We start from the raw sequence: 21,188 nt of genomic DNA, 5'->3' as shown, positions 1-21,188 counted from the left end.
CGAGACGTGCTATATCGGGCTTGGTGCATCGGCCGCGGATGTAGTGGACCGATGGGTCAGAGCTTGACGGCCGTCACGTCACACCCACAGTTAAGACTTCGCGCGCGGCCTTCTGGTCCTTGATGTTGATACCTTGGAAGATTTCGGTGAACTCCAACCGCGTCGGGGGAGCGGGATCGGCGAGCTTTTCGAAACCTGATGCGGCGATCACGATCTTGGGCGACCTCTTGTCTCGAACTTCTTCGAAGGCCCGCGCATAGTCAAAACTGACGATTGGGTGGCCGTCTCTTGCCATCTCTGCGGCTATCCTTGCAAACCGCACGAAGACGTATTCTCCGATGTTCTGGCGGGAGTATGAGTACTTCGTCATGCTCATACCCGGCGCAGAACCCGCGCGGCTCGGCCATTGCACGGTTTTCGCTAGTGCTTGGAGGAGACCGACCAGCACTTCCCTGTCGAATCTCACTCGAAGGAGGAAAAGCGCGAAATACAGTGCGGTCTCGCGATGCTCCTGATTTTTCGAACTCAGGTCGAGGGTGATCATCCGCACAAGTGCCGGGGCGTCGAATACTTCGGTTCGGAAGAATCCGTAATAGCGCAGCAGTACCTGGATCGGAACCTGTGCGTCGGCCAATCCTTTTCCCTCGCGGTATTTGAATATCTCCTCCAGTAGCAACTGGGGAATCTCCCCGCTGAACCGCTGCATCCCCCGGTCGACATACGCCAAGAATTCTTGGTATCCGGGGCTTTGTCGAAGAAACGCCAGTATCTCTGGGTTTAGGTTTTTGAAGATCGACTGGACCGGAATGTCGTGCTTTTCAGCGCTCTCAAGCCTTCGCGCGACAAAAAACTCCAGGAATGATCGATGGGAGAAGTAGTAGTTCTGGCCGTATTTCCGCTCCAGAAACGACCCAGTGAAAATCTCGCGGTAAAGCGTGTCTCGCTCGTAATTGGGGTCGTCCAGAAGGTTTCGTCCGATTATCGATTCCGGCACCAAATCGGCCGTGAACGAAAGACGCCGACCGTCAAAAGAGTCCCAGAGCCACCATGCGATTCGCTCGATGATGCGTTCCCTTTTTTCGGCGTCGATCTGCTTGCGAACGATCTTCTCCCCTTCGCGCTCGCTAATTCTGGTAGCCGCGATTGAATAGAGTCCGTAGGTCGTAAAACTCTCGAGCTTCACGTTCGGATCGGCCGCGATGTCAGCATAGATTTTTAGATGGACTGGTCGGTGAAGATCACCGTTCGACCTGATTTTATCGAAGTCCGTCACACGTTCCGAGACCCATTCATCAATCTCGGATAGCTCCAGATCGACGGGATGATGCTGTCGAAGATACCTCTCCAGAAATCTCGTGATTTCGTTATCAGAAAACTGAGCCAAGGCGAGTTCCGCATATTCTGGTGCGCCGGGTATACGGATAACGTTTTCGCCCGCTATCCGCTGGCCCCGCAGTATCCAAGCGTGTTCGCTATCGGAGAGAAACGCGTTGGGCCTTCCTGCCACGATAATCTTGGCTCTCCCCTCCAAGAGGGAGTGTATTTGGGAAAAGTTGTACTTGAAGTCCGCCCAGGACAACGCGTGCTTCATTTCGTCGAAGCCATCGAAGATGACGACGAACTTCCCAGCACGGTTCAGCTTCTTAAATTTGGCGAACGAGTAGTTTTTCGTGTTGTACCGACCGGCCAATGTCTTGGCGATCAGACCGTCCACGTCCGTCTGGCTGGCGATATCAGACAGCCGAACGTATATCGGGACCCGTGAGGAGGGGTCTTCAAGATATCGGTCTGCCAGTTCCCTCGTAAGGAACTTGCAGTATGACGTCTTTCCCATGCCGTAGCCGCCAAGGATTGCGACCGGGGTCTTCGACGGATCGGTGACCCACGCGAGAATGCGTTCATGAAGTTCGCCACCGCCTTCCATAGAGGACTTGATATAGTACTTTTCAAGACCGCCTTCGCTGAACAGGTCGCGAACGTCCCGACAGTACTTACGGAAGCCAAGGAGATTGTCTTCGAATTCCTTGATGGAAAAGATATCCAGGCGACCGCCCTTGTCTTTAGCGTAAGCCTTCGCCTCCGGCGAGAAGTCGAGCCTTGAAATGACGAAGACACCTGTGACCTCGCCTTTATCATACAAAGACATGTAGTCGGCCCAGATCGCGTTCAGTTCCGCCTGCGACATGTTCTTGGCGAGGTTCTTACATTCCACAGCGATCTTTTGCGGCCGGAACTCATCGTCCATTTCTAGGAGGATATCGACCTTCTTGGTACCGATGCGAATTTCTCGCGACACCTTATGGCCTTCCGCCTCAAGAAGATCGATCACCTGATCGCGAAGCACATCACCGATTTCCGTGGTGGAGCGCGTTGCTCCCTGTCTGTCCGTCAAAATTTCCATCCCCCGATTCCATAGCGTTCAGGCTAACAGATGTTGCAACCGGGCGGAAAGCCGGCGGGCGTGATCACAATCGAGAATGTCGGGGCGCTACTCGGATGTCCTCTGCCTCGCACCTCAAGTTCAGCGCGACGTAAGCCACATCTGTCATGAATTTCATTGGAAAAGCAGGGGCTTGACCTACAGTTGCAGAGTTGGTCAATGGTATGCGAGGTAGATGCCACACCTGATCAAAGGTATTTGAGGAATCGACTACAGGTATCTGAAGCCGGTTTCAGAAAAACTGAATGATTTCAATTCGGCACTTGTTAAACGTATGTGACGAACCACATTTGAGGAAAGGCCTTCATGTTCCTGCTTTCCGTTGTGGCCATTTGGGCGGTAGCCGCCATCACGCCGGGGCCGAACTTCTTCATCGTCGTCAGAACGGCGCTGGAGGGATCCCGCAGCGCCGCGGTGGCCGTCATCGCCGGCGTCATCCTCGGCACTTTCTGCTGGGGGCTCGCCGGCTGGCTGGGGATCAGCGCGCTCTTTGCGGCGGCACCTTTCGCCTATCTGTCCCTGAAGATTGCCGGTGGGTTTTATCTCTGCTGGCTCGGCGCTAGGCTCATCTGGAATACAAGGCGCAGGGCAGGTGGGTTGGCGCCGCAGGCCGGCCGGGCGGGGATCGCTCCTAAACAGGCCTTCTATTCGGGGCTTGCCACCAACCTTGCCAATCCGAAATCGGCCGTCTTCGTCGCCTCTCTCTTTGCCGCTACGCTTCCGGCCGAGCACAGCTGGATGCAGGGTGCGGCGGCCGTCGCCACGATGGTTCTGGTCTCCTCGCTCTGGTACACGTTCGTGCTGACGGTGCTGCGCAATCCAGCCGTTGCCGGTGCCTATGCGCGCGGCCGCAAGGCACTCGATGCCGCGGCCGGTGTCATCTTCATGGGCTTCGGCCTGAAACTTCTGACTTCGGCGCGGTGACCATGACAAACGCGATCCCCTTCGATATCGACAGCGTCGAACCGGAAGTCGGCGCTCCCGCCGCGGAGCGCATCGTTTCCGGCAATCCGCAATTCCGCACCTGGAACCTGGAAGAGGCCGAAGGCGATCTCTATGCCGGCATATGGGAGGCTGCGCCCGGCAAGTGGCGGATCGTCTATGAGGAATGGGAATATTTCAGCATCCTCTCCGGCCATTCCATCGTGACCGAAGACGGCGGCGAGCCGATTCATCTAAAGGCGGGTGACCGGATGATCCTCAGGCCCGGCTTCAAGGGAACCTGGGAAGTCGTCGAAACGACTCGCAAGGATTATGTGATCAAGGTTTGAGCGCCGACCAGATAGAAGCTTTTTGAGCATTCTTATTAACGGCGCCTACATCATCAAATGCTAGACCTCATCTGCAGCGCATTGCGGACATGATGTCTCCTGCCGTCACCAAAGACATGCCCTTGCAATTCATCTTTTCGGGATTGGCATGTCGTCGAATCTTGCGGGTAGGCGCGTTCGGACTCAAACATCTTCCATCATTGCGACAACCGTCTGCTTCCTTGTCGTCGCTCTCGTGCTGACGGGCCTCATGGCCCATGTCGTCGTTACGATGACCCGATCTGCAAACCAGATCGATGATGCCAGGGCCACTCGCGCCGCCCGTGCGGCGATTGCGGCCTTTATCAGTCGCTTGAGCGCGACAACCACGGACAACGCCGCATGGGATGACGCCTATAACGCGATCTCATCTGCCGCCGCCGCGGATTGGGCCTATGAGAACTGGGGAAAAACCAGCGCGGATTATCCGCTCTACGACGGCGCCGTCGTGATCGGCCCCGACCGCTCTTCGGTCGTCTCCGCGTATGCCAAAGGCAAGCCCATCCAGCCAAGTGTTTTTTTCGGTGAAGGCTTTTACCAGCAGATCAACAAAGCCGCCGAATCCAGACAGGTGCCGGTCGTCAATTTCATCCGGACTGAAACGGGAATCGCGCTGATCGTGTCGCAGGCAATCCAGCCTTTCACCGCGGAAGGCGAGCTTCCGAAGTTGAGTGTGCTGAGCTTCTACAAGGATCTTACGTCGGAAGTCCTAGACACTTTTTCGAACGAGCACGAACTCGAAGGCTTGCGCCTTGCAGCCGTGCCCGAGCCGGGCCGGCTGAACACACCGATCACGGACATCAAGGGTGGTGTCATTGGCCATCTTGTCTGGCCCAGCAAAGCGCCCGGAAACGCCGTGTTTCACCAAGTCTATCCTTACGTTGCGGCCGCGGTCATCATCCTTGTGATGTTTCTTGGGGGCGTTCTGCTGGTGGGCGCATTGGAGGCCCGGCGCCTGCGCCGATTGGCGCAAGCGGCGATTTTCGAAGCGAACCACGATAGCCTGAGCGGCCTGTTGAACAGGCACGGGCTTCTTGCACTGCTGGAAGAACTGGAAAACACTGATGTTGCGCCGCCCCGGCTCTATCTGATCGATCTCGATGGATTCAAGGCTGTCAACGATGCCTGGGGGCATGCGGTAGGGGATGATTTGATCCGGATCGTCTCGAACGCGCTGATCGCCTGCCACCCTGAAATTGTTGCAGCGGCCCGGCTGGGGGGCGACGAGTTTGCGCTGGTGCAGATTGGAACCGCCGCGCGTGAAGAGATAGAAGAGACTATTCTGGCGCTGTTCACCGAGCCCTTCAAAATCGATGGGCGGACGATCGAAGTCGGCGCAAGCATCGGAGCCGCCGCACGTGACGGAGACGTGCCGCCTTTGGAGCTTCTCCGCAGGGCGGACATGGCGCTCTATCGCGCCAAGGCAAATGGCAGAGGCCGGGCGATCGAATACGATCCAGAGCTGGATCGGGAGCGCCAAAGGGTCGCCGAAATGGAAGGTTTGCTCAGGAGCGCTATCAGTAATGGTACGATCGAAGCCTTTTTCCAGCCGCTCGTCTCCGCCACCACAGGCGCTGTCACTGGTCTTGAAGCACTTGCACGTTGGCGGACCCCAACAGAAAACATCAGCCCCGAGATCTTCATCCCGCTCGCCGAAAGGTGCGGCCTTATCGATGCACTCGGCGTTCATATGCTGAAGACATCGATCGAGCACGCGAAGAACTGGCCCGGTTTGGCACTGTCGGTAAACGTTTCGCCGGTCCAACTCTGCAATCCGGAATTCGCCGGCGAAGTGATCTCGCTCCTGCAGGAGCTCGATTTTGATCCGAAGCGCCTGACGCTGGAGATCACCGAGGGCGTTCTCATGACAAACCCGGAACAGGCTCGCCGGTCCATAGATCACCTCAAACAGGTCGGTATAAAATTCGCGCTTGATGACTTTGGCTGCGGTTATGCAAGCATTGGCGCATTGCGGCAGTTCGGGTTTGATCGAATGAAGATCGACCGTTCGCTCGTATCCGCTCTCGACCAAGGCTCGAATGGCGCCGACGTATTGCGGGCAACCATCTCTCTGGCGACCGCTCTGCAGATTCCCGTCACCGCAGAAGGCATCGAGACCTCGCGCCAGGCGGCGATCCTGCGAGAAGCCGGTTGCGACCAACTGCAGGGTTATCTGATCGGAAAGCCTATGTCGGCGCTCGACATATCCAGCAAACTTCAAGAGCATGCAGCGTGATGTCGCATGGATTGCGGCACACGCGTCTGAGGTGATCGTCCGGTCCTCTGAACATTTCGATGTCTGAAGACGACATTTTCATGCATTGCTGCGGCAATCGACCACAGCCCTGCGGCAATGGGTCCGCACGTCCTACGCCAAGGCGCTGTGAACGGACGATTCACTCGGAAAGTCAGTGACTTCAGCGACTTATGCACAGGTTTGCACGTCGCAGTGACCGTCGGAAATCGTCATCAAACTGTAATAATAGGCGCCTAGCCCCACTGTCCGTGACGAGGAAATTCTGCGCCCTCGACAGTGGACACCCCCTCCATGGCGCGGGACCTCGTCGTCCTCCAGTTCCATCAGGGAAGAGTCGCAAATGCTCACCAAGAAACTTCTTTCGGCCTGCCTCGGCGCTGGCCTGGCTGCCGCTCTGGCAGTCTCGGCCTCCGCTGCCGATATTACCGGCGCTGGCTCCACCTTCGTCTACCCGGTTCTTTCGAAGTGGTCGGCAGACTACAACAAGGAAACCGGCGACAAGCTGAACTATCAGTCGATCGGTTCGGGCGGCGGGATCGCCCAGATCAAGGCCGCAACGGTTGACTTCGGCGCTTCCGACGCCCCGCTCAAGCCGGAAGATCTGGCCGCTGGCGGCTTCGGCCAGTTCCCGCTCGTTGTCGGCGGCATCGTTCCGGTCATCAACGTCAAGGGCATCAAATCAGGCGAACTGAAGCTCTCGGGCAAGGTTCTCGCCGACATCTATCTCGGCAACGTCACCAAGTGGAACGACAGGGCCATCGCCGATCTGAACCCGGGCCTGAAGCTGCCCGACAGCCAGATCGCCGTTGTCCACCGTTCGGACGGCTCGGGCACTTCCTTCAACTGGACGAACTTCTTCTCGAAGGTCAATCCGGACTGGAAGTCGAAGGTCGGGGAAGGCACCGCCGTCAACTGGCCTGTTGGTATCGGCGGCAAGGGTAACGAAGGCGTTGCTGCTTATGTCACCCGCGTCAAGGATTCGATCGGCTACGTCGAATACGCCTACGCTCTGCAGAACAAGCTGCCCTACGTTCTCATCCAGAACGCTGCCGGCCAGTATCCGAAGCCGAACGCTGAAAGCTTCTCGGCTGCCGCTGCCAGCGCGGAATGGGGCAAGGCTCAGGACTTCTACCTGATCATGACCAACGCTCCGGGCGAAAAGGCCTGGCCGATCACGGCAACCACCTGGGCGATCATGTACAAGGAGCCGAAGGACGCTGAACGCTCCAAGGCTGCTTTCACTTTCTTCAAGTGGGCTCTCGAAAAGGGCCAGAAGGAAGCGTCCTCGCTTGACTACGTTCCGCTTCCGGACACGCTGGTGAAGCAGATCGAAGATTACTGGACGGCCTCTTTCAAGAGCTGATCCCGACGAAACTGCGGTCGGGGCGGGAGGCTTTGCTTCCCGCCCCGGATGCCTTTGACACCCCCTCAAAGTAGCAGAGCGTACGGATATGAGCGAAGCATTGGCATCGCTGCCCGCCGATACCGCGGGCGTGAAGCGCCGCGACGGCGCCGCAGGCGATCGTATTTTTTATTGGATGGTTTTGGGCTGCGGCCTATTCGTTCTCGCCGCTCTGCTGGCAGCGGCGATTTCCATGGCCATGGGCGGGCTTCTCGCGTTCCGGACCTTCGGCTTCGGCTTCCTGACCGGCACCGAATGGGATCCGGTTGCCCAGCAGTTCGCCGGCCTGGTGCCGATCTACGGCACGCTGGTCACCTCCGCACTCGCGATGATCATCGGCGTTCCTGTCAGCCTCGGTATCGCGGTTTTCATTACTGAAGTTGCGCCTCGCTCCATTCGTGGGCCGATCGGCGGTGCAGTCGAGCTTCTGGCCGGTATCCCCTCGATTATCTACGGCATGTGGGGTCTCTTTACGTTTGCTCCCTTCATGTCCGATTACATCCAGCCGCTGCTGATCGACTGGCTAGGCCCGATCCCGCTGATCGGCGCGCTGTTTTCCGGCGCTCCGCTCGGCATCGGCATGCTGACGTCAGGCATCGTGCTGGCGATCATGATCATCCCCTTCATCTCCTCGGTCATGCGCGACGTCTTCCTGGTTGTCCCGTCACAGCTGAAGGAATCGGCCTATGCGCTGGGTTCGACCAAATGGGAAGTGGTGCGCGACATCGTCATTCCGCACACCCGCACGGCTGTCGTCGGCGGCATCTTCCTTGGCCTCGGCCGCGCGCTCGGCGAGACGATGGCGGTGACCTTCGTGCTCGGCAACACCCATAATATTGCTGTGTCGCTGATGGAGCCGGGCACCTCGATCGCCGCGACGCTCGCCAACGAGTTTGCCGAGGCTTCGGATGACCTCTACCGGTCGTCGCTCGCAGCCCTTGGCCTCATCCTCTTCGTTGTCACCTTCATCGTTCTGGCAGCCGCCAAGCTCATGCTGGTGCGCATGGCAAGACAGAGGGGAGAGTAATCATGGCTACCTATTCAGGTTCTCTCTACCGCCGCCGCCAGATTGGCAGCATGATCGCGCTGACGCTCTGCGGCATTGCCACCGTACTTGGCCTGGTCTTCCTGGTGTGGATCCTCTGGACGACGCTGGTACATGGCTTGTCTGCGCTGAGCCCCAGCCTTATCACCGAAATGACGCCGCCTCCCGGTGAAGACGGCGGTGGTCTCGGCAATGCCTTCATGGGCAGCCTGCTGATGGTCGCTCTGGCCGTCGTCATCGGCACGCCGATCGGTGTGTTGGCCGGTACCTATCTGTCGGAATTCGCTCGAGGCAAGAAGCTCGGCGAGGCGATCCGCTTCGTCAACGATATCCTGCTCTCGGCGCCGTCGATCATCATCGGCCTGTTCGTCTATGAACTGGTCGTTCGCCCGACGGCGCGGTTCTCCGGCTTTGCCGGCGGCATCGCGCTTGCCTTCATCTTCCTGCCGGTCGTCGTGCGCACGACCGACGAGATGCTGCGGCTGGTTCCCGATGTCATGCGTGAGGCGGCACTTTCGCTCGGCATCCCGCGCTGGAAGGTCACGGTCGACGTCCTCTACCGCGCCGCCTCCACCGGCATCCTGACCGGCGTCCTTCTTGCGATCGCCCGCATCTCGGGCGAAACCGCGCCTCTTTTGTTCACGGCTCTGAACAACCAGTACTGGAGCCTCGATATGTCGCAGCCGATGGCGAACATTCCCGTCGTCATCTTCCAGTTCGCCATGAGCCCCTATGAGCAATGGCAGAATCTTGCATGGGCCGGCGCCTTCGTAATGACGGCCGTCGTTCTGATCCTGAGCGTCGTATCGCGCTCCGTCCTGAACCAAAAAGGTGGGAAATGACGCTTCAGCCTGCAGACACTTTCGAGACCGCCAGCAAGTCGGAAAAGTCGACGGCCAAAGACAAGATCGCTCTCGAGAAAGTCAATTTCTATTACGGTGACGCCCACGCGATCAAGGATGTGAGCCTGAGGTTTCCCGAGCGCCAGGTCTCGGCCCTGATCGGTCCGTCCGGCTGTGGCAAGTCCACGCTGCTGCGCATCCTGAACCGCATCTACATGCTGTATCCGAAGATGCGCGCCACCGGCTCGATCAAGCTCGACGGCAAGAACATCCTCGATCCAAGCTTCTCGATGAACGAACTGCGCGCCCGCGTCGGCATGGTGTTCCAGAAGCCTGTGCCGTTCCCGATGTCGATCTATGACAACATCGCCTACGGCATTCGCCACCATGAGCGCCTCAACAAGGCCGCCATGGATGTCCGCGTCGAACAGGCGCTCCGTCAGGCGGCCCTCTGGGATGAGGTCAAGGACAAGCTGAAGGGCAGCGGCCTCGGCCTTTCCGGCGGTCAGCAGCAGCGTCTTTGCATCGCCCGCGGCGTGGCGCTGCGTCCGGAAGTCCTGCTGCTCGACGAGCCGACCTCGGCCCTCGACCCGATCTCGACTGCCAAGGTCGAAGAGTTGGTCGCGCAGTTGAAGGGTGAGTTTACGATCGTTATCGTCACCCACAACATGCAGCAGGCAAGCCGCATCTCCGACAACACCGCCTTCATGTATCTCGGCGAGCTGATCGAATACGGCCCGACCGCGCAGATCTTCCAGTCGCCGAAGGTCAAGCGCACGGAAGATTATATCACCGGTCGCTACGGCTGATACGACTTTCCCTTGTGGAAAAGAAACGGCCGGCACGCGATGAGCATGCCGGCCTTTTTATTTTCAGGTGTCGGATCGATGCTCTACCAGACGAGATCCAGGCGATCGAGGCCGTGGAAATGATAGACGTCTTTGACGACGGGCGTCTTCGCGAGCTTCAGTCTCGGCAGCCGCTTGAACAGGATCGGCAGCACGACATTGAGCTCCAGCCGCGCCAGCGGCGCACCGATGCAGAAATGAATGCCCGCGCCGAAGGAGAGGTTGGGCGCCTCGTTGCGGTCGGGCTTGAAGGTGAGGGGATCACTGAACTTTGCCGGATCGAGATTAGCGGCGGCCAGGATCATGCTGATCTTGTCGCCGCGCTTGAACTCCACGCCGTCGATCTCTGCGGGTTCGAGCGCCCAGCGCTGGAAGATATGAACAGGCGCGCAGATGCGCAGTGACTCTTCGACGGTGCGCTCTGTGGCGGTCTCGTCGCGAAAAAGCTCTGCCGGATCGTAGCCGCTGTCCAGAATGATGCGCACGGAATTGCCGATCTGGTGAACCGTCGCTTCATGGCCGGCATTGAGCAGCACGATGGTCGTCGAAACGAGCTCGTCTTCCGTCAGGTACTGGCCCTTGTGTTCGGTATGGATCATGTGGGTCAGAAGATCGTCGCGAGGTTCTGCCCGGCGCTCGGCGATGACGGTTTTCACATAAGCGGAAAATTCCTGTGCGGCCTGTTCGGCGGCATCTTCGTCCGCGCGGGTGCGCCCGAACATGTACATGCGCACATAGGCATGCGACCATTTCAGCAACTGCGGCCCCATTTCCTCGGGAATGCCGATCATCCGGGCGATCATCGTCACCGGGATGATATCGGCGAAGGCCGATAGAAGCTCGACTTCGCCCTTGTCGGCGAAGCCGTCGATCAGTCTATTCGCGAGCTCTTCCAGCTCCGGCTTCATCTTCTCGACATGGCGCGAGACGAAGGCGCGGTTGACGAGGGTGCGCAGCCGCGTGTGTTCCGGCGGTTCCAGCTCCAGCAGCGAATAGCGCTCGGCGAGATCGAAGGCGGCGAGATGCGGCTCCGGTTCCGGCAGGCCGAGTTCTTCGCGGCTGGCGATATGCAGGATCTGCCGGCCGAAACGGCGGTCGCGCAGCAGTCCGTTCACATAATCGTAGCCGGTGACGAACCATTGCTTCTGCTCCTCCCAGTAGAAGGTGGGACAATGGGCATGAAGCGCAGCATAAACCGCGTTCGGGTTGCCATAGAAGGCCGGGTCGCTGCCGTCGAGCGACACGCGGCGGGTTGCTGGATCGATCTTGAGGAAGGGCGGTATCATCATGGCCAGAGGCTTAGCGGATTTGCCGGGCCTCGGAAAGATAGTGGTAGAGATAGTGGTTCAGCCGGCGCGTGAGAGTACACCCATGCGGCGCAGTGCCTCCACCTGATCGTCGACGGTCGGCACGAGTTCGCCGGCATTGGTGTTCGGTTCGCCAGGCACCGGTGCCGCTGTTTCCTCCTCGCCGAAGACCACGGTGCAGTTGCGGCCGGCAGCCTTCGCCGAATAGAGCGCCCGGTCGGCGGCCGACACCATCCGGTCGATATTGGCTTCGATCGCCGAGGATAGTGCGATGCCGACGCTGACGGTGGCGGGGATCAGTGCCTCGCCGGTATTGATCGGCAGGCGGCAGAGTTCGGCACGGATCGATTCCGCCAGCGCTTCCGCTTCCGTCTGGTCGCGGACGGTCACGAAGGCTGCGAATTCCTCGCCGCCCATCCGGCCGAAGACATTGTTCGGGATGTACTGGCGGGCAAGGCGGGCGAAGGCGGTCAGGACGGCATCGCCCGACTGATGGCCGAAACGGTCGTTGACGCGCTTGAAATGGTCGAGGTCGAAGAGGATGACGCCGACCTGATGCTGCTCGTCATGGGCCTTTTCCTGGATCTTGTCGAAATGGCCGAGCAAGCCGCGGCGATTCAGCACGCCCGTCAGCGAATCCGTGAGCGTCAGGAAACGCAGGTGGCGTTCCGACCGTTCCATGATGAGGCGGCAGGTGAGCGCAAAGGCGATGATGAGCAGAAAGGCGGTGGCCATGGCGGCCGCACCGCCGAAATTCGTCGCTTCCCCATCCGAAGGGAGAACAAGCGCCATTGCCAATGCCACACCGAAGCAGAGGAAAGCCTGCAGCACGAAGATCGCCATCAGCTTGATGCGTGTGCGCTCGCGATGGATGTCACCGGCGGCGACCGCCATGGCAAGCGCGGTGGCGCCGGTCGCCGAGGAGAGATTGTAGAGAATGACGCGGTTGGAATAATCCTCATTGATCCACGGCAGGAAGACGCCTGCAAGCCAGATTGCCGGCGGCAGCAGCGACCACCATTCCATCTTCCTGCGGTCGAGCGCCAGGAAACCGGCGACCCAGGCGCTTTGCCCAAGCAGAGCAACGGCATTGCCGATTTCGATGGAAAGCAGGTTGGGGATTTCGCCGCGGGCCGCAGCAAGCGCAAAGCCGATGCCGCTGAACAGGAAACCGAGCCCCCAATAAAGGTAGGCGCCGCTTTTCCGGTTGTGGCGCCAGGCCACGAACAGAACCAGAGCCAGCGTCAGGGCTTCGGAGCACCAGATGGACAGACCTGTAGTGACATTGAACACGGCATCAACCCCTTGAGTGTTGGCCGCATCCTTGCCGAAGAAGCTCGCTGTTTGATTAATGACGTGAGGCTGTAGTCGGCAATCGGGCCGATATCTGCTGGTAGGCTTTCCGCTCGGTAAATGCCCGCGACTTTTGTCGAGCGCGGTAAGCCTTCCTTCATCCTGTCATAGAGAAAAACTGTGAGAGCGAAAGGTCCGGCCTCGCCGTTAACAGGCGTTTGGGAGAAACGGGATAGGGAAATGTCAAAGCCATATGTCGCCCACCCTTCTTAACGTTATCCTTATGCGTGTCTTGAAGAGGGGGGCTGAGACACTCTATGTAGGGACAAGGCATTTTTCTTTGATTCCCGGCATTCGCCGGAAAGACGTTAAAAGGACGCACATGAGAAACCCAGTCGATACCGCTATGGCCCTCGTGCCGATGGTTGTGGAACAGACCAATCGCGGTGAACGCTCCTACGACATCTATTCCCGCCTGCTCAAGGAACGTATCATCTTCCTGACAGGCGCTGTCGAGGATCATATGGCGACACTCGTCTGCGCCCAGCTTCTCTTCCTCGAGGCCGAAAATCCGAAGAAGGAAATCGCGCTCTACATCAATTCGCCGGGTGGCGTAGTTACCGCCGGCATGGCGATCTACGACACGATGCAGTTCATCAAGCCGGCTGTCTCGACGCTTTGCATCGGCCAGGCCGCTTCCATGGGCTCGCTGCTTCTGGCCGCCGGCCATAAGGACATGCGTTTCGCCACGCCGAATTCCCGCATCATGGTTCACCAGCCTTCAGGCGGTTTCCAGGGTCAGGCATCGGATATCGAGCGTCATGCCCGCGACATCCTGAAGATGAAGCGCCGCCTCAACGAAGTCTATGTGAAGCATACGGGCCGCAGCTACGAGGAGGTCGAAAAGACCCTCGATCGCGACCATTTTATGGATGCGGACGAGGCCCAGACCTGGGGCGTTATCGACAAGGTTCTGACATCGCGCATCGAAATGGAAGGCGATCAGGCCTAGTAATTAATAGGGATGGTGTTTTCGCCGCCACAGTTCTATCCCATTTGTGATTGAACTAGGGGTTTCATCTGGCGGCGGAGACGCTAATAGTAACTATTAATGCTATGTTGAATTTTTGTGACATAGCATTCGGCATTCGAAGGGGAATTCGTTGCCGCCGGTGCCCGGACACAATTGGATCGGACCCGGTTCGTAGCCCCTGAAGCCCTTGTCGGCAGAAACTCCGGGTAGGGAGTGCTGCCAGGGAGCTGATTGAGTGGACCGCAATTTCGCGTTCGAAATGCGGCGTGCTGGAAGGAAAGTGATATGAGCAAGGTCAGCGGCAGCAACGGCGGCGACAGTAAGAACACCCTCTATTGTTCTTTCTGCGGAAAGAGCCAGCACGAGGTCCGGAAGCTTATTGCCGGACCGACCGTGTTCATCTGCGATGAATGCGTCGAACTGTGCATGGACATCATCCGCGAGGAGAACAAGTCCTCGATGGTCAAGTCCCGTGATGGCGTTCCTACGCCCCAGGACATCATCAAGGTTCTCGACGAATATGTCATTGGCCAGCGTCAGGCGAAGAAGATCCTGTCGGTCGCCGTCCACAACCACTACAAGCGTCTCGCGCACGCCTCCAAGAACGGCGATGTCGAGCTGGCGAAGTCGAACATCATGCTGGTCGGTCCGACCGGCTGCGGCAAGACCTATCTTGCCCAGACGCTCGCCCGCATCATCGACGTTCCCTTCACGATGGCCGATGCGACCACGCTGACGGAAGCCGGCTATGTCGGTGAAGACGTTGAAAACATCATCCTGAAGCTTCTGCAGGCTGCGGACTACAATGTCGAGCGCGCCCAGCGCGGCATCGTCTACATCGACGAAGTCGACAAGATCTCCCGCAAGTCCGACAACCCGTCGATCACCCGTGACGTATCGGGCGAGGGCGTGCAGCAGGCGCTTCTGAAGATCATGGAAGGCACGGTAGCCTCCGTACCGCCGCAGGGTGGCCGCAAGCATCCGCAGCAGGAATTCCTGCAGGTCGACACGACGAACATCCTGTTCATCTGCGGCGGCGCCTTCGCAGGTCTCGACAAGATCATCTCCGCCCGTGGCGAGAAGACCTCGATCGGCTTCGGCGCGACAGTCAAGGCACCGGACGACCGTCGCGTCGGCGAAGTGCTGCGCGAACTGGAGCCGGAAGATCTGGTCAAGTTCGGCCTCATCCCGGAATTCATTGGCCGACTGCCGGTTCTGGCAACGCTGGAAGACCTCGATGAGGATGCGCTGATCCAGATCCTGTCCGAGCCGAAGAATGCGCTGATCAAGCAGTATCAGCGCCTGTTCGAGATGGAGGACGTGGAGCTGACCTTCCATGAGGATGCGCTCCGCGAAATCGCCCGCAAGGCGATCGTCCGCAAGACCGGTGCTCGCGGCCTGCGTTCGATCATGGAAAAGATCCTGCTCGACACGATGTTCGAACTGCCGGCCCTGGAAGGCGTTCGCGAGGTCGTCATCTCCGAAGAGGTCGCGCGTGGTTCGGCTCGTCCGCTGTATATCTACGCCGATCGCCAGGACGAGAAGGCAAACGTTTCGGCCTGAAGCTTGCGTTGAGAGCCGTTATTTTAAGGGGCTTGCCTTGTGCAGGCCCCTTTCTATTTGAAAATGGGTGCCGGGCGCTGATAATAGTTGCGGGCAAGGTTGAAAACAGCCTTGGCCGATATTGCGCAAACGATGACCCTTGGCAATGATGCTGTGATTCCGTAGCGTGTTGCTGGCGTTGTTATTTTAGGCGGTTCGGAAATGGTAAGCGTCGCTCCAGATAGGCGCTTCATTGTGTTGGCGTTCCATGTAATAAAGCTGTCACAACCGTGGAACGCGGGCGTTAACGTGGCTTGAAAAGCGTAGTCAGAACCTCCACTTGTAACAACAAGTGAGAGTGCCGGCCGGTCCCAAGCGGCCGCGCCAAAGAGCCCGGTAACGGGACGATGGAAAGGAATAAAAATGACGAAGAAAACGTCTGTAGCGAGCACCAGCACCGCCTATCCTGTTCTTCCTCTGCGCGACATCGTGGTTTTCCCCCATATGATCGTGCCGCTGTTCGTCGGGCGGGAAAAGTCGATCCGCGCGCTCGAAGAGGTCATGGGCTCCGACAAGCAGATCATGCTGGTCACCCAGATCAACGCCAGCGATGATGATCCGGATCCGTCTGCGATCCACCGCGTCGGTACGGTCGCGAACGTGCTGCAGCTCCTGAAGCTGCCTGACGGCACCGTCAAGGTTCTGGTCGAAGGCCGCGCCCGCGCCGAGATCGACAGCTACACGAGCCGCGAAGATTTCTACGAAGCCCTCGGCCATGTGCTCGATGAGCCGCATGACGATCCGGTCGAGCTGGAAGCGCTCTCCCGTTCCGTCGTCTCGGAATTCGAGAGCTACGTGAAGCTCAACAAGAAGATTTCGCCCGAGGTTGTCGGTGCGGCCAGCCAGATCGACGACTATTCCAAGCTCGCCGATACGGTTGCCTCGCACCTGTCGATCAAGATCACCGAGAAGCAGGAGATGCTGGAAACCACCAGCGTCAAGGCCCGCCTCGAAAAGGCGCTCGGCTTCATGGAAGGCGAGATCTCGGTCCTGCAGGTCGAAAAGCGCATCCGCTCGCGCGTCAAGCGCCAGATGGAGAAGACCCAGCGCGAATACTACCTGAATGAGCAGATGAAGGCGATCCAGAAGGAACTCGGCGACGGCGAGGAAGGCCGCGACGAGATGAGCGAACTGGAAGAGCGCATCGCCAAGACGAAGCTGTCCAAGGAAGCCCGTGAAAAGGCTGACGCCGAGCTGAAGAAGCTACGCCAGATGAGCCCGATGTCGGCTGAAGCCACTGTCGTGCGCAACTATCTGGACTGGCTGCTCGGTATCCCCTGGGGCAAGAAGTCGAAGATCAAGGCCGATCTCAACAATGCCGAAAAGATCCTCGAAGCCGATCACTTCGGTCTCGAAAAGGTCAAGGAGCGCATCGTCGAGTATCTGGCGGTCCAGGCTCGCGCCACCAAGATCAAGGGTCCGATCCTGTGCCTCGTCGGCCCTCCGGGCGTCGGCAAGACCTCGCTCGCCCAGTCGATCGCCAAGGCAACCGGCCGTGAATATGTCCGCATGGCTCTCGGCGGCGTCCGTGACGAAGCCGAAATCCGCGGTCACCGCCGCACCTATATCGGCTCGATGCCCGGCAAGGTCATCCAGTCGATGAAGAAGGCGAAGAAGTCCAATCCGTTGTTCCTGCTCGATGAGATCGACAAGCTCGGCCAGGACTATCGCGGCGATCCGTCTTCGGCTCTGCTGGAAGTGCTCGACCCGGCTCAGAACTCGACCTTCATGGACCATTACCTGGAAGTCGAATACGACCTGTCGGACGTGATGTTCATCACGACGGCGAATACGCTGAACATCCCGGCCCCACTGATGGACCGCATGGAAATCATCCGTATCGCCGGCTACACCGAAGACGAAAAGCGCGAGATTGCAAAGCGGCACCTGCTGCCGAAGGCCATCAAGGAACATGCACTGCAGCCGAGCGAATTCTCGGTCAGCGACGATGCTCTGATGGCGATCAGCCAGCAGTACACGCGCGAAGCCGGTGTCCGTAACTTCGAACGCGAATTGATGAAGCTCGCCCGCAAGGCGGTCACCGAGATCATCAAGGGCAAGACGAAATCGGTTCACGTCACGGCAGCAAACATCGACGATTATCTGGGCGTTCCGCGCTTCCGCCACGGCGAAGCCGAACGTGAGGATCAGGTCGGTGTGGTCACCGGTCTTGCCTGGACGGAAGTCGGCGGCGAGCTGCTGACGATCGAAGGCGTCATGATGCCCGGCAAGGGCCGCATGACCGTCACCGGCAACCTGAAGGAAGTGATGAAGGAATCGATCTCGGCAGCGGCATCTTACGTCCGCTCGCGCGCCGTCGATTTCGGCATCGAGCCGCCGCGCTTCGACAAGAGCGACATCCACGTGCACGTGCCGGAAGGCGCCACACCGAAGGATGGCCCCTCGGCCGGTGTCGCCATGGCAACCGCGATCGTGTCGATCATGACCGGCATTCCGGTCAACAAGGATGTGGCGATGACGGGTGAAATCACCCTGCGCGGCCGTGTCCTGCCGATCGGCGGCCTGAAGGAAAAGCTGCTCGCGGCACTTCGCGGCGGCATCAAGAAGGTGCTGATTCCGGAAGAGAACGCCAAGGATCTGGCAGAGATTCCGGACAATGTGAAGAACAGCATGGAGATCATTCCGGTCTCCCGCATGGGTGAAGTGATCAAGCATGCGCTGGTCCGCCGCCCCGAGCCGATCGAATGGGATGGCACGGTCGAAACGCCTGTCATCGCGACCGTCGAAGGGCTTGACGATGCAGGCGCCGCCATAGCTCATTGAGCTGGTGGTTGCCACATTTATGCCCAATTGTTGCAAATCACCAAAAAGGCCGGCGGAAACGCCGGCCTTTTTTTGTGAAAACGTCATGTAGACGCTTGCTTTTCCTTGATTTGCAGGGCTTTTGGGTTCTCGGCGGGCCTGATGAAAGCGATTTCCGCGCCTAGCTTACAGATTGAGTTGTTTCAAACCATTTAGAAAGGGGTGGAAACATGAATAAGAATGAACTCGTGTCCGCAGTAGCCGAAAAGGCTGGACTGACGAAGTCTGACGCAGCATCTGCCGTCGACGCAGTTTTCGATGTCGTGCAGGCTGAGCTGAAGAACAAGGGCGACATCCGTCTCGCCGGCTTCGGCAGCTTCACGGTTTCTCATCGCGCTGCCACGAAGGGCCGCAACCCGTCGACCGGCGCCGAAGTCGATATTCCGGCACGCAACGTGCCGAAGTTCACGCCCGGCAAGGGCCTGAAGGACGCCGTCAACGGCTGATACGAGATTGTCCGCCGGCCGTAAACGAGAACGGCCGCGCAGGATTTTAAGGGGTTCGGCATTGCCGGACCCCTTTTTCTTTTCGCCGCATGCCGCATGTTGCGCTTTGTTTTACGACGGTGACGTTCTCAGGGCGGGGCCGGCTATTTGTGGCTGGGCGCCGCAATCATCCTCGGCGCATCGCTTTTCATCATGCGCAACGAGATGCGCCGGGAGCGGGAATCGGGCTGACACAAACTGTATAAAATGTCGCAGGCTGTCATGTCTCTGTCATGCCAGTCCCGCAAAAACCCTCTGTTCGATTTTTTCGACATTGGGGGATTTCAATGACAACTTTCTCGTGCAAGGCAGCGCTCACCGCCGTGCTTCTCGCATCCGTTGCCTTCCCGGCAGCGGCTGAGCCGGTTTTTAACCGCATCGCCTCTTTCCCGGTTGCAACCAACCTGCCGGCCGACAAGGACAAGCTTTCGACCACCTCGGCCGAAATCATCACCGCTTCGCAGGATGGCAACACGCTGATCTACAGCGACAGCCCGCTCGGCGCGATCGGCTTCATCGACATCACCGATGCAAAGGCACCCAAGGCCGGCGGCGCGCTGATGATGGATGGCGAGCCGACCTCGGTCACGACAGCAGCCGGTAAGGCGCTCGTCGCCGTCAACACCGGCGAAAGCAAGCAGAAGCCGTCTGGCCGTCTGGCGATCGTCGACATCGCCACGAAGAAGATCGACGCGACCTGCGATCTCGGCGGCCAGCCCGATTCGATCGCTCTCAACAAGGACAGGACGCTCGGCACCATCGCGATCGAAAACGAACGCGATGAAGAGGTCAACGACGGCAAGATCCCGCAGATGCCGGCAGGCGACCTCGTCGTCTTCCAGCTCAAGACCGACGGCACCGTCGATTGCGGCACGATCAAGCATGTTGCGCTCACCGGTCTCGCAGGCGTTGCCCCTGAAGATCCGGAGCCGGAATTCGTTGCCTTCAACAACCAGAACGAAATCGCCCTGACGCTGCAGGAAAACAACGAGATCATCATTCTCGACGGCACGACCGGCACGGTGAAGACGCACTTTACCGCCGGCAGCGTCGACCTTTCGGGCATCGACACCAAGCGTGATGGCGCCCTGAAATTCACCGGCGAGAAGAAGGGCGTCAAGCGCGAACCGGACGCCGTGAAGTGGCTGGACGACAACCGCCTCGTCGTCGCCAACGAAGGCGATTATGAGGGCGGCTCGCGCGGCTTCACCATCTTCGATAAGACCGGCAAGGTTCTCTTCGAATCCGGCAGCTCTTTCGAGCGCGCCGTAGCCTCTCTCGGCCATTATCCGGAAAGCCGGTCCTCGTCGAAGGGCGTCGAGCCGGAAGGTCTGGAAGCCGCCAAGTTCGGCGATGACAACCTGTTCTTCCTGCTCGCCGAGCGCGCTTCCGTCGTCGGCGTTTACAAGGATACGGGTGCTGATCCGGAACTGCTGCAGATCCTGCCGTCGGGCATTTCCCCGGAGGGCGCGATTGCCATTCCGCAGCGTAACCTGCTTGCCACCGCCAACGAACTCGACCTCGGCAAAGATGGTGGTACGCGTTCGCACGTCATGATCTACGAACGCAGTGAAGGCGAGAAGGCCTATCCGCAGATCGTCTCCGCCGAGAAGGACGGCAACCCGATCGGCTTTGCAGCCCTTTCGGGACTCGCCGCCGTTCCGGGCAAGCCGGGCATGCTCTACGCCGTCAGCGACAGCGTCCTCGGCTCGCAGCCGACGATCTACACGATCGACGCCACCAGGAAGCCGGCCGTCATCACCGACGCACTCGTCGTCAAGCGTGATGGCGCTCCGGCCCAGAAGCTCGACATCGAAGGCATCGCTGTCGCTGCCGACGGTTCCTTCTGGCTGGCTTCGGAAGGCTATACCGAGCGCCTCGTGCCGCATGCGCTCTACAACGTCACCGCCAAGGGCGACATCAAGACCGAGATCGCTCTGCCGAAGGAACTGCTTGCCAACGAAATCCGCTATGGCTTCGAAGGTGTGACGACCGTCGGCACTGGCGACGACGCAACACTCTGGATGGCTGTTCAGCGCGAGTGGAACGATGACGAGAAGGGCTTCGTCAAGCTCCTCTCCTATAACCCTAAGAAGAAGGAATGGGGCGGCGTGCGCTACCCGCTCGACAAGACCGAGAGCGGCTGGGTCGGCCTCTCCGAAATCACTGCCCAGGGCGACAGCGTCTACATCATCGAGCGCGACAACCTCGTCGGCGATGCGGCCAAGCTGAAGAAGCTCTACAAGGTCGCAATCTCCGACCTGAAGCCCGGCAAGCTCGGCGGCGAACTGCCTGTCGTCAAGAAGACGGAAGCCCATGATTTCATCGGCGACCTGAAGTCGGCCACCAACGGCTACGTTCTCGACAAGCTGGAAGGCTTCGCCTTCGACGCATCGGGCAAGGCCTATGCCGTGACCGACAACGACGGTGTGAGCGATTCTTCCGGCGAGACCCTGTTCTTCCCGGTCAACCTGACCGCCACGAACTGAGTTCGTAGTCTC

Annotated in this window: 15 protein-coding genes; 12 read left to right on the top strand and 3 right to left on the bottom strand. The window is 59.1% G+C overall.

Going from position 1 to position 21,188, the window contains the following annotated elements:
- Nucleotides 1-73: 73 nt before the first annotated feature.
- Complete coding sequence (locus tag FHT82_RS12050; protein ID WP_183730276.1) at nt 74-2,401, bottom strand: NACHT domain-containing protein; 2,328 nt, start codon at nt 2,399-2,401, stop codon at nt 74-76.
- Between the two features lie 345 nt (nt 2,402-2,746).
- Between FHT82_RS12050 and FHT82_RS12045 the strand changes: the two genes are divergently transcribed.
- The 7 genes from FHT82_RS12045 to pstB all read left to right on the top strand — a co-directional run bounded on the left by FHT82_RS12045 (nt 2,747) and on the right by pstB (nt 10,105).
- Complete coding sequence (locus FHT82_RS12045; RefSeq protein ID WP_183730273.1) at nt 2,747-3,364, top strand: LysE family transporter; 618 nt, start codon at nt 2,747-2,749, stop codon at nt 3,362-3,364.
- A gap of 2 nt (nt 3,365-3,366) precedes the next feature.
- Nucleotides 3,367-3,711 (top strand): cupin domain-containing protein, encoded by a 345-nt coding sequence (locus tag FHT82_RS12040; RefSeq protein ID WP_183730270.1) that lies wholly within the window; start codon nt 3,367-3,369, stop codon nt 3,709-3,711.
- A gap of 148 nt (nt 3,712-3,859) precedes the next feature.
- The gene (locus tag FHT82_RS12035; RefSeq protein ID WP_183730267.1) at nt 3,860-5,986 is read left to right on the top strand and encodes a bifunctional diguanylate cyclase/phosphodiesterase; all 2,127 of its coding nucleotides are present in this window, start codon (nt 3,860-3,862) and stop codon (nt 5,984-5,986) included.
- A 361-nt stretch (nt 5,987-6,347) separates the two neighbouring features.
- The gene (gene pstS / locus FHT82_RS12030) at nt 6,348-7,370 is read left to right on the top strand and encodes a phosphate ABC transporter substrate-binding protein PstS (RefSeq protein WP_183730264.1); all 1,023 of its coding nucleotides are present in this window, start codon (nt 6,348-6,350) and stop codon (nt 7,368-7,370) included.
- Nucleotides 7,371-7,458: 88 nt separating this feature from the next.
- On the top strand, nt 7,459-8,436 hold the full coding sequence (pstC, locus tag FHT82_RS12025; protein ID WP_183730261.1) for a phosphate ABC transporter permease subunit PstC: 978 nt from the start codon (nt 7,459-7,461) through the stop codon (nt 8,434-8,436).
- A 2-nt stretch (nt 8,437-8,438) separates the two neighbouring features.
- Nucleotides 8,439-9,296 carry a phosphate ABC transporter permease PstA gene (gene pstA, locus FHT82_RS12020; RefSeq protein WP_183730258.1) on the top strand — a complete coding sequence of 286 codons (858 nt, stop codon included), beginning with the start codon at nt 8,439-8,441 and terminating at the stop codon, nt 9,294-9,296.
- Entirely contained in the window at nt 9,293-10,105 is an 813-nt protein-coding gene (gene pstB, locus FHT82_RS12015) for a phosphate ABC transporter ATP-binding protein PstB (RefSeq protein WP_183730255.1), read from the top strand. The genes pstA and pstB overlap by 4 nt, the downstream gene beginning before the upstream one ends.
- Nucleotides 10,106-10,188: 83 nt before the next feature.
- On the opposite strand, the gene FHT82_RS12010 is transcribed toward pstB, so the two are convergent.
- On the bottom strand, nt 10,189-11,433 hold the full coding sequence (locus tag FHT82_RS12010; protein WP_183730252.1) for a cytochrome P450: 1,245 nt from the start codon (nt 11,431-11,433) through the stop codon (nt 10,189-10,191).
- Between the two features lie 57 nt (nt 11,434-11,490).
- Nucleotides 11,491-12,744 (bottom strand): GGDEF domain-containing protein, encoded by a 1,254-nt coding sequence (locus FHT82_RS12005; protein ID WP_183730249.1) that lies wholly within the window; start codon nt 12,742-12,744, stop codon nt 11,491-11,493.
- Nucleotides 12,745-13,126: 382 nt separating this feature from the next.
- On the opposite strand from FHT82_RS12005, the gene clpP reads away from it, so the two are divergent.
- From clpP to FHT82_RS11980, 5 genes are all read left to right on the top strand, one after another.
- Entirely contained in the window at nt 13,127-13,756 is a 630-nt protein-coding gene (gene clpP, locus FHT82_RS12000) for an ATP-dependent Clp endopeptidase proteolytic subunit ClpP (RefSeq protein ID WP_183730247.1), read from the top strand.
- Nucleotides 13,757-14,062: 306 nt separating this feature from the next.
- Nucleotides 14,063-15,340, top strand: coding sequence for an ATP-dependent Clp protease ATP-binding subunit ClpX (gene clpX, locus FHT82_RS11995; protein WP_183730245.1), 1,278 nt, complete (start codon nt 14,063-14,065; stop codon nt 15,338-15,340).
- A gap of 402 nt (nt 15,341-15,742) precedes the next feature.
- The gene (lon, locus tag FHT82_RS11990) at nt 15,743-18,163 is read left to right on the top strand and encodes an endopeptidase La (RefSeq protein WP_183730242.1); all 2,421 of its coding nucleotides are present in this window, start codon (nt 15,743-15,745) and stop codon (nt 18,161-18,163) included.
- Nucleotides 18,164-18,372: 209 nt separating this feature from the next.
- On the top strand, nt 18,373-18,648 hold the full coding sequence (gene hupB, locus FHT82_RS11985) for a DNA-binding protein HupB (protein ID WP_003558438.1): 276 nt from the start codon (nt 18,373-18,375) through the stop codon (nt 18,646-18,648).
- A 326-nt stretch (nt 18,649-18,974) separates the two neighbouring features.
- Complete coding sequence (locus tag FHT82_RS11980) at nt 18,975-21,176, top strand: esterase-like activity of phytase family protein (protein WP_183730240.1); 2,202 nt, start codon at nt 18,975-18,977, stop codon at nt 21,174-21,176.
- Nucleotides 21,177-21,188 lie beyond the last annotated feature (12 nt).

The sequence above is a fragment of the Rhizobium sp. BK275 genome, assembly GCF_014193555.1.
Lineage (GTDB): Bacteria > Pseudomonadota > Alphaproteobacteria > Rhizobiales > Rhizobiaceae > Rhizobium.
This window is presented reverse-complemented; position numbering and strand designations above follow the sequence as displayed.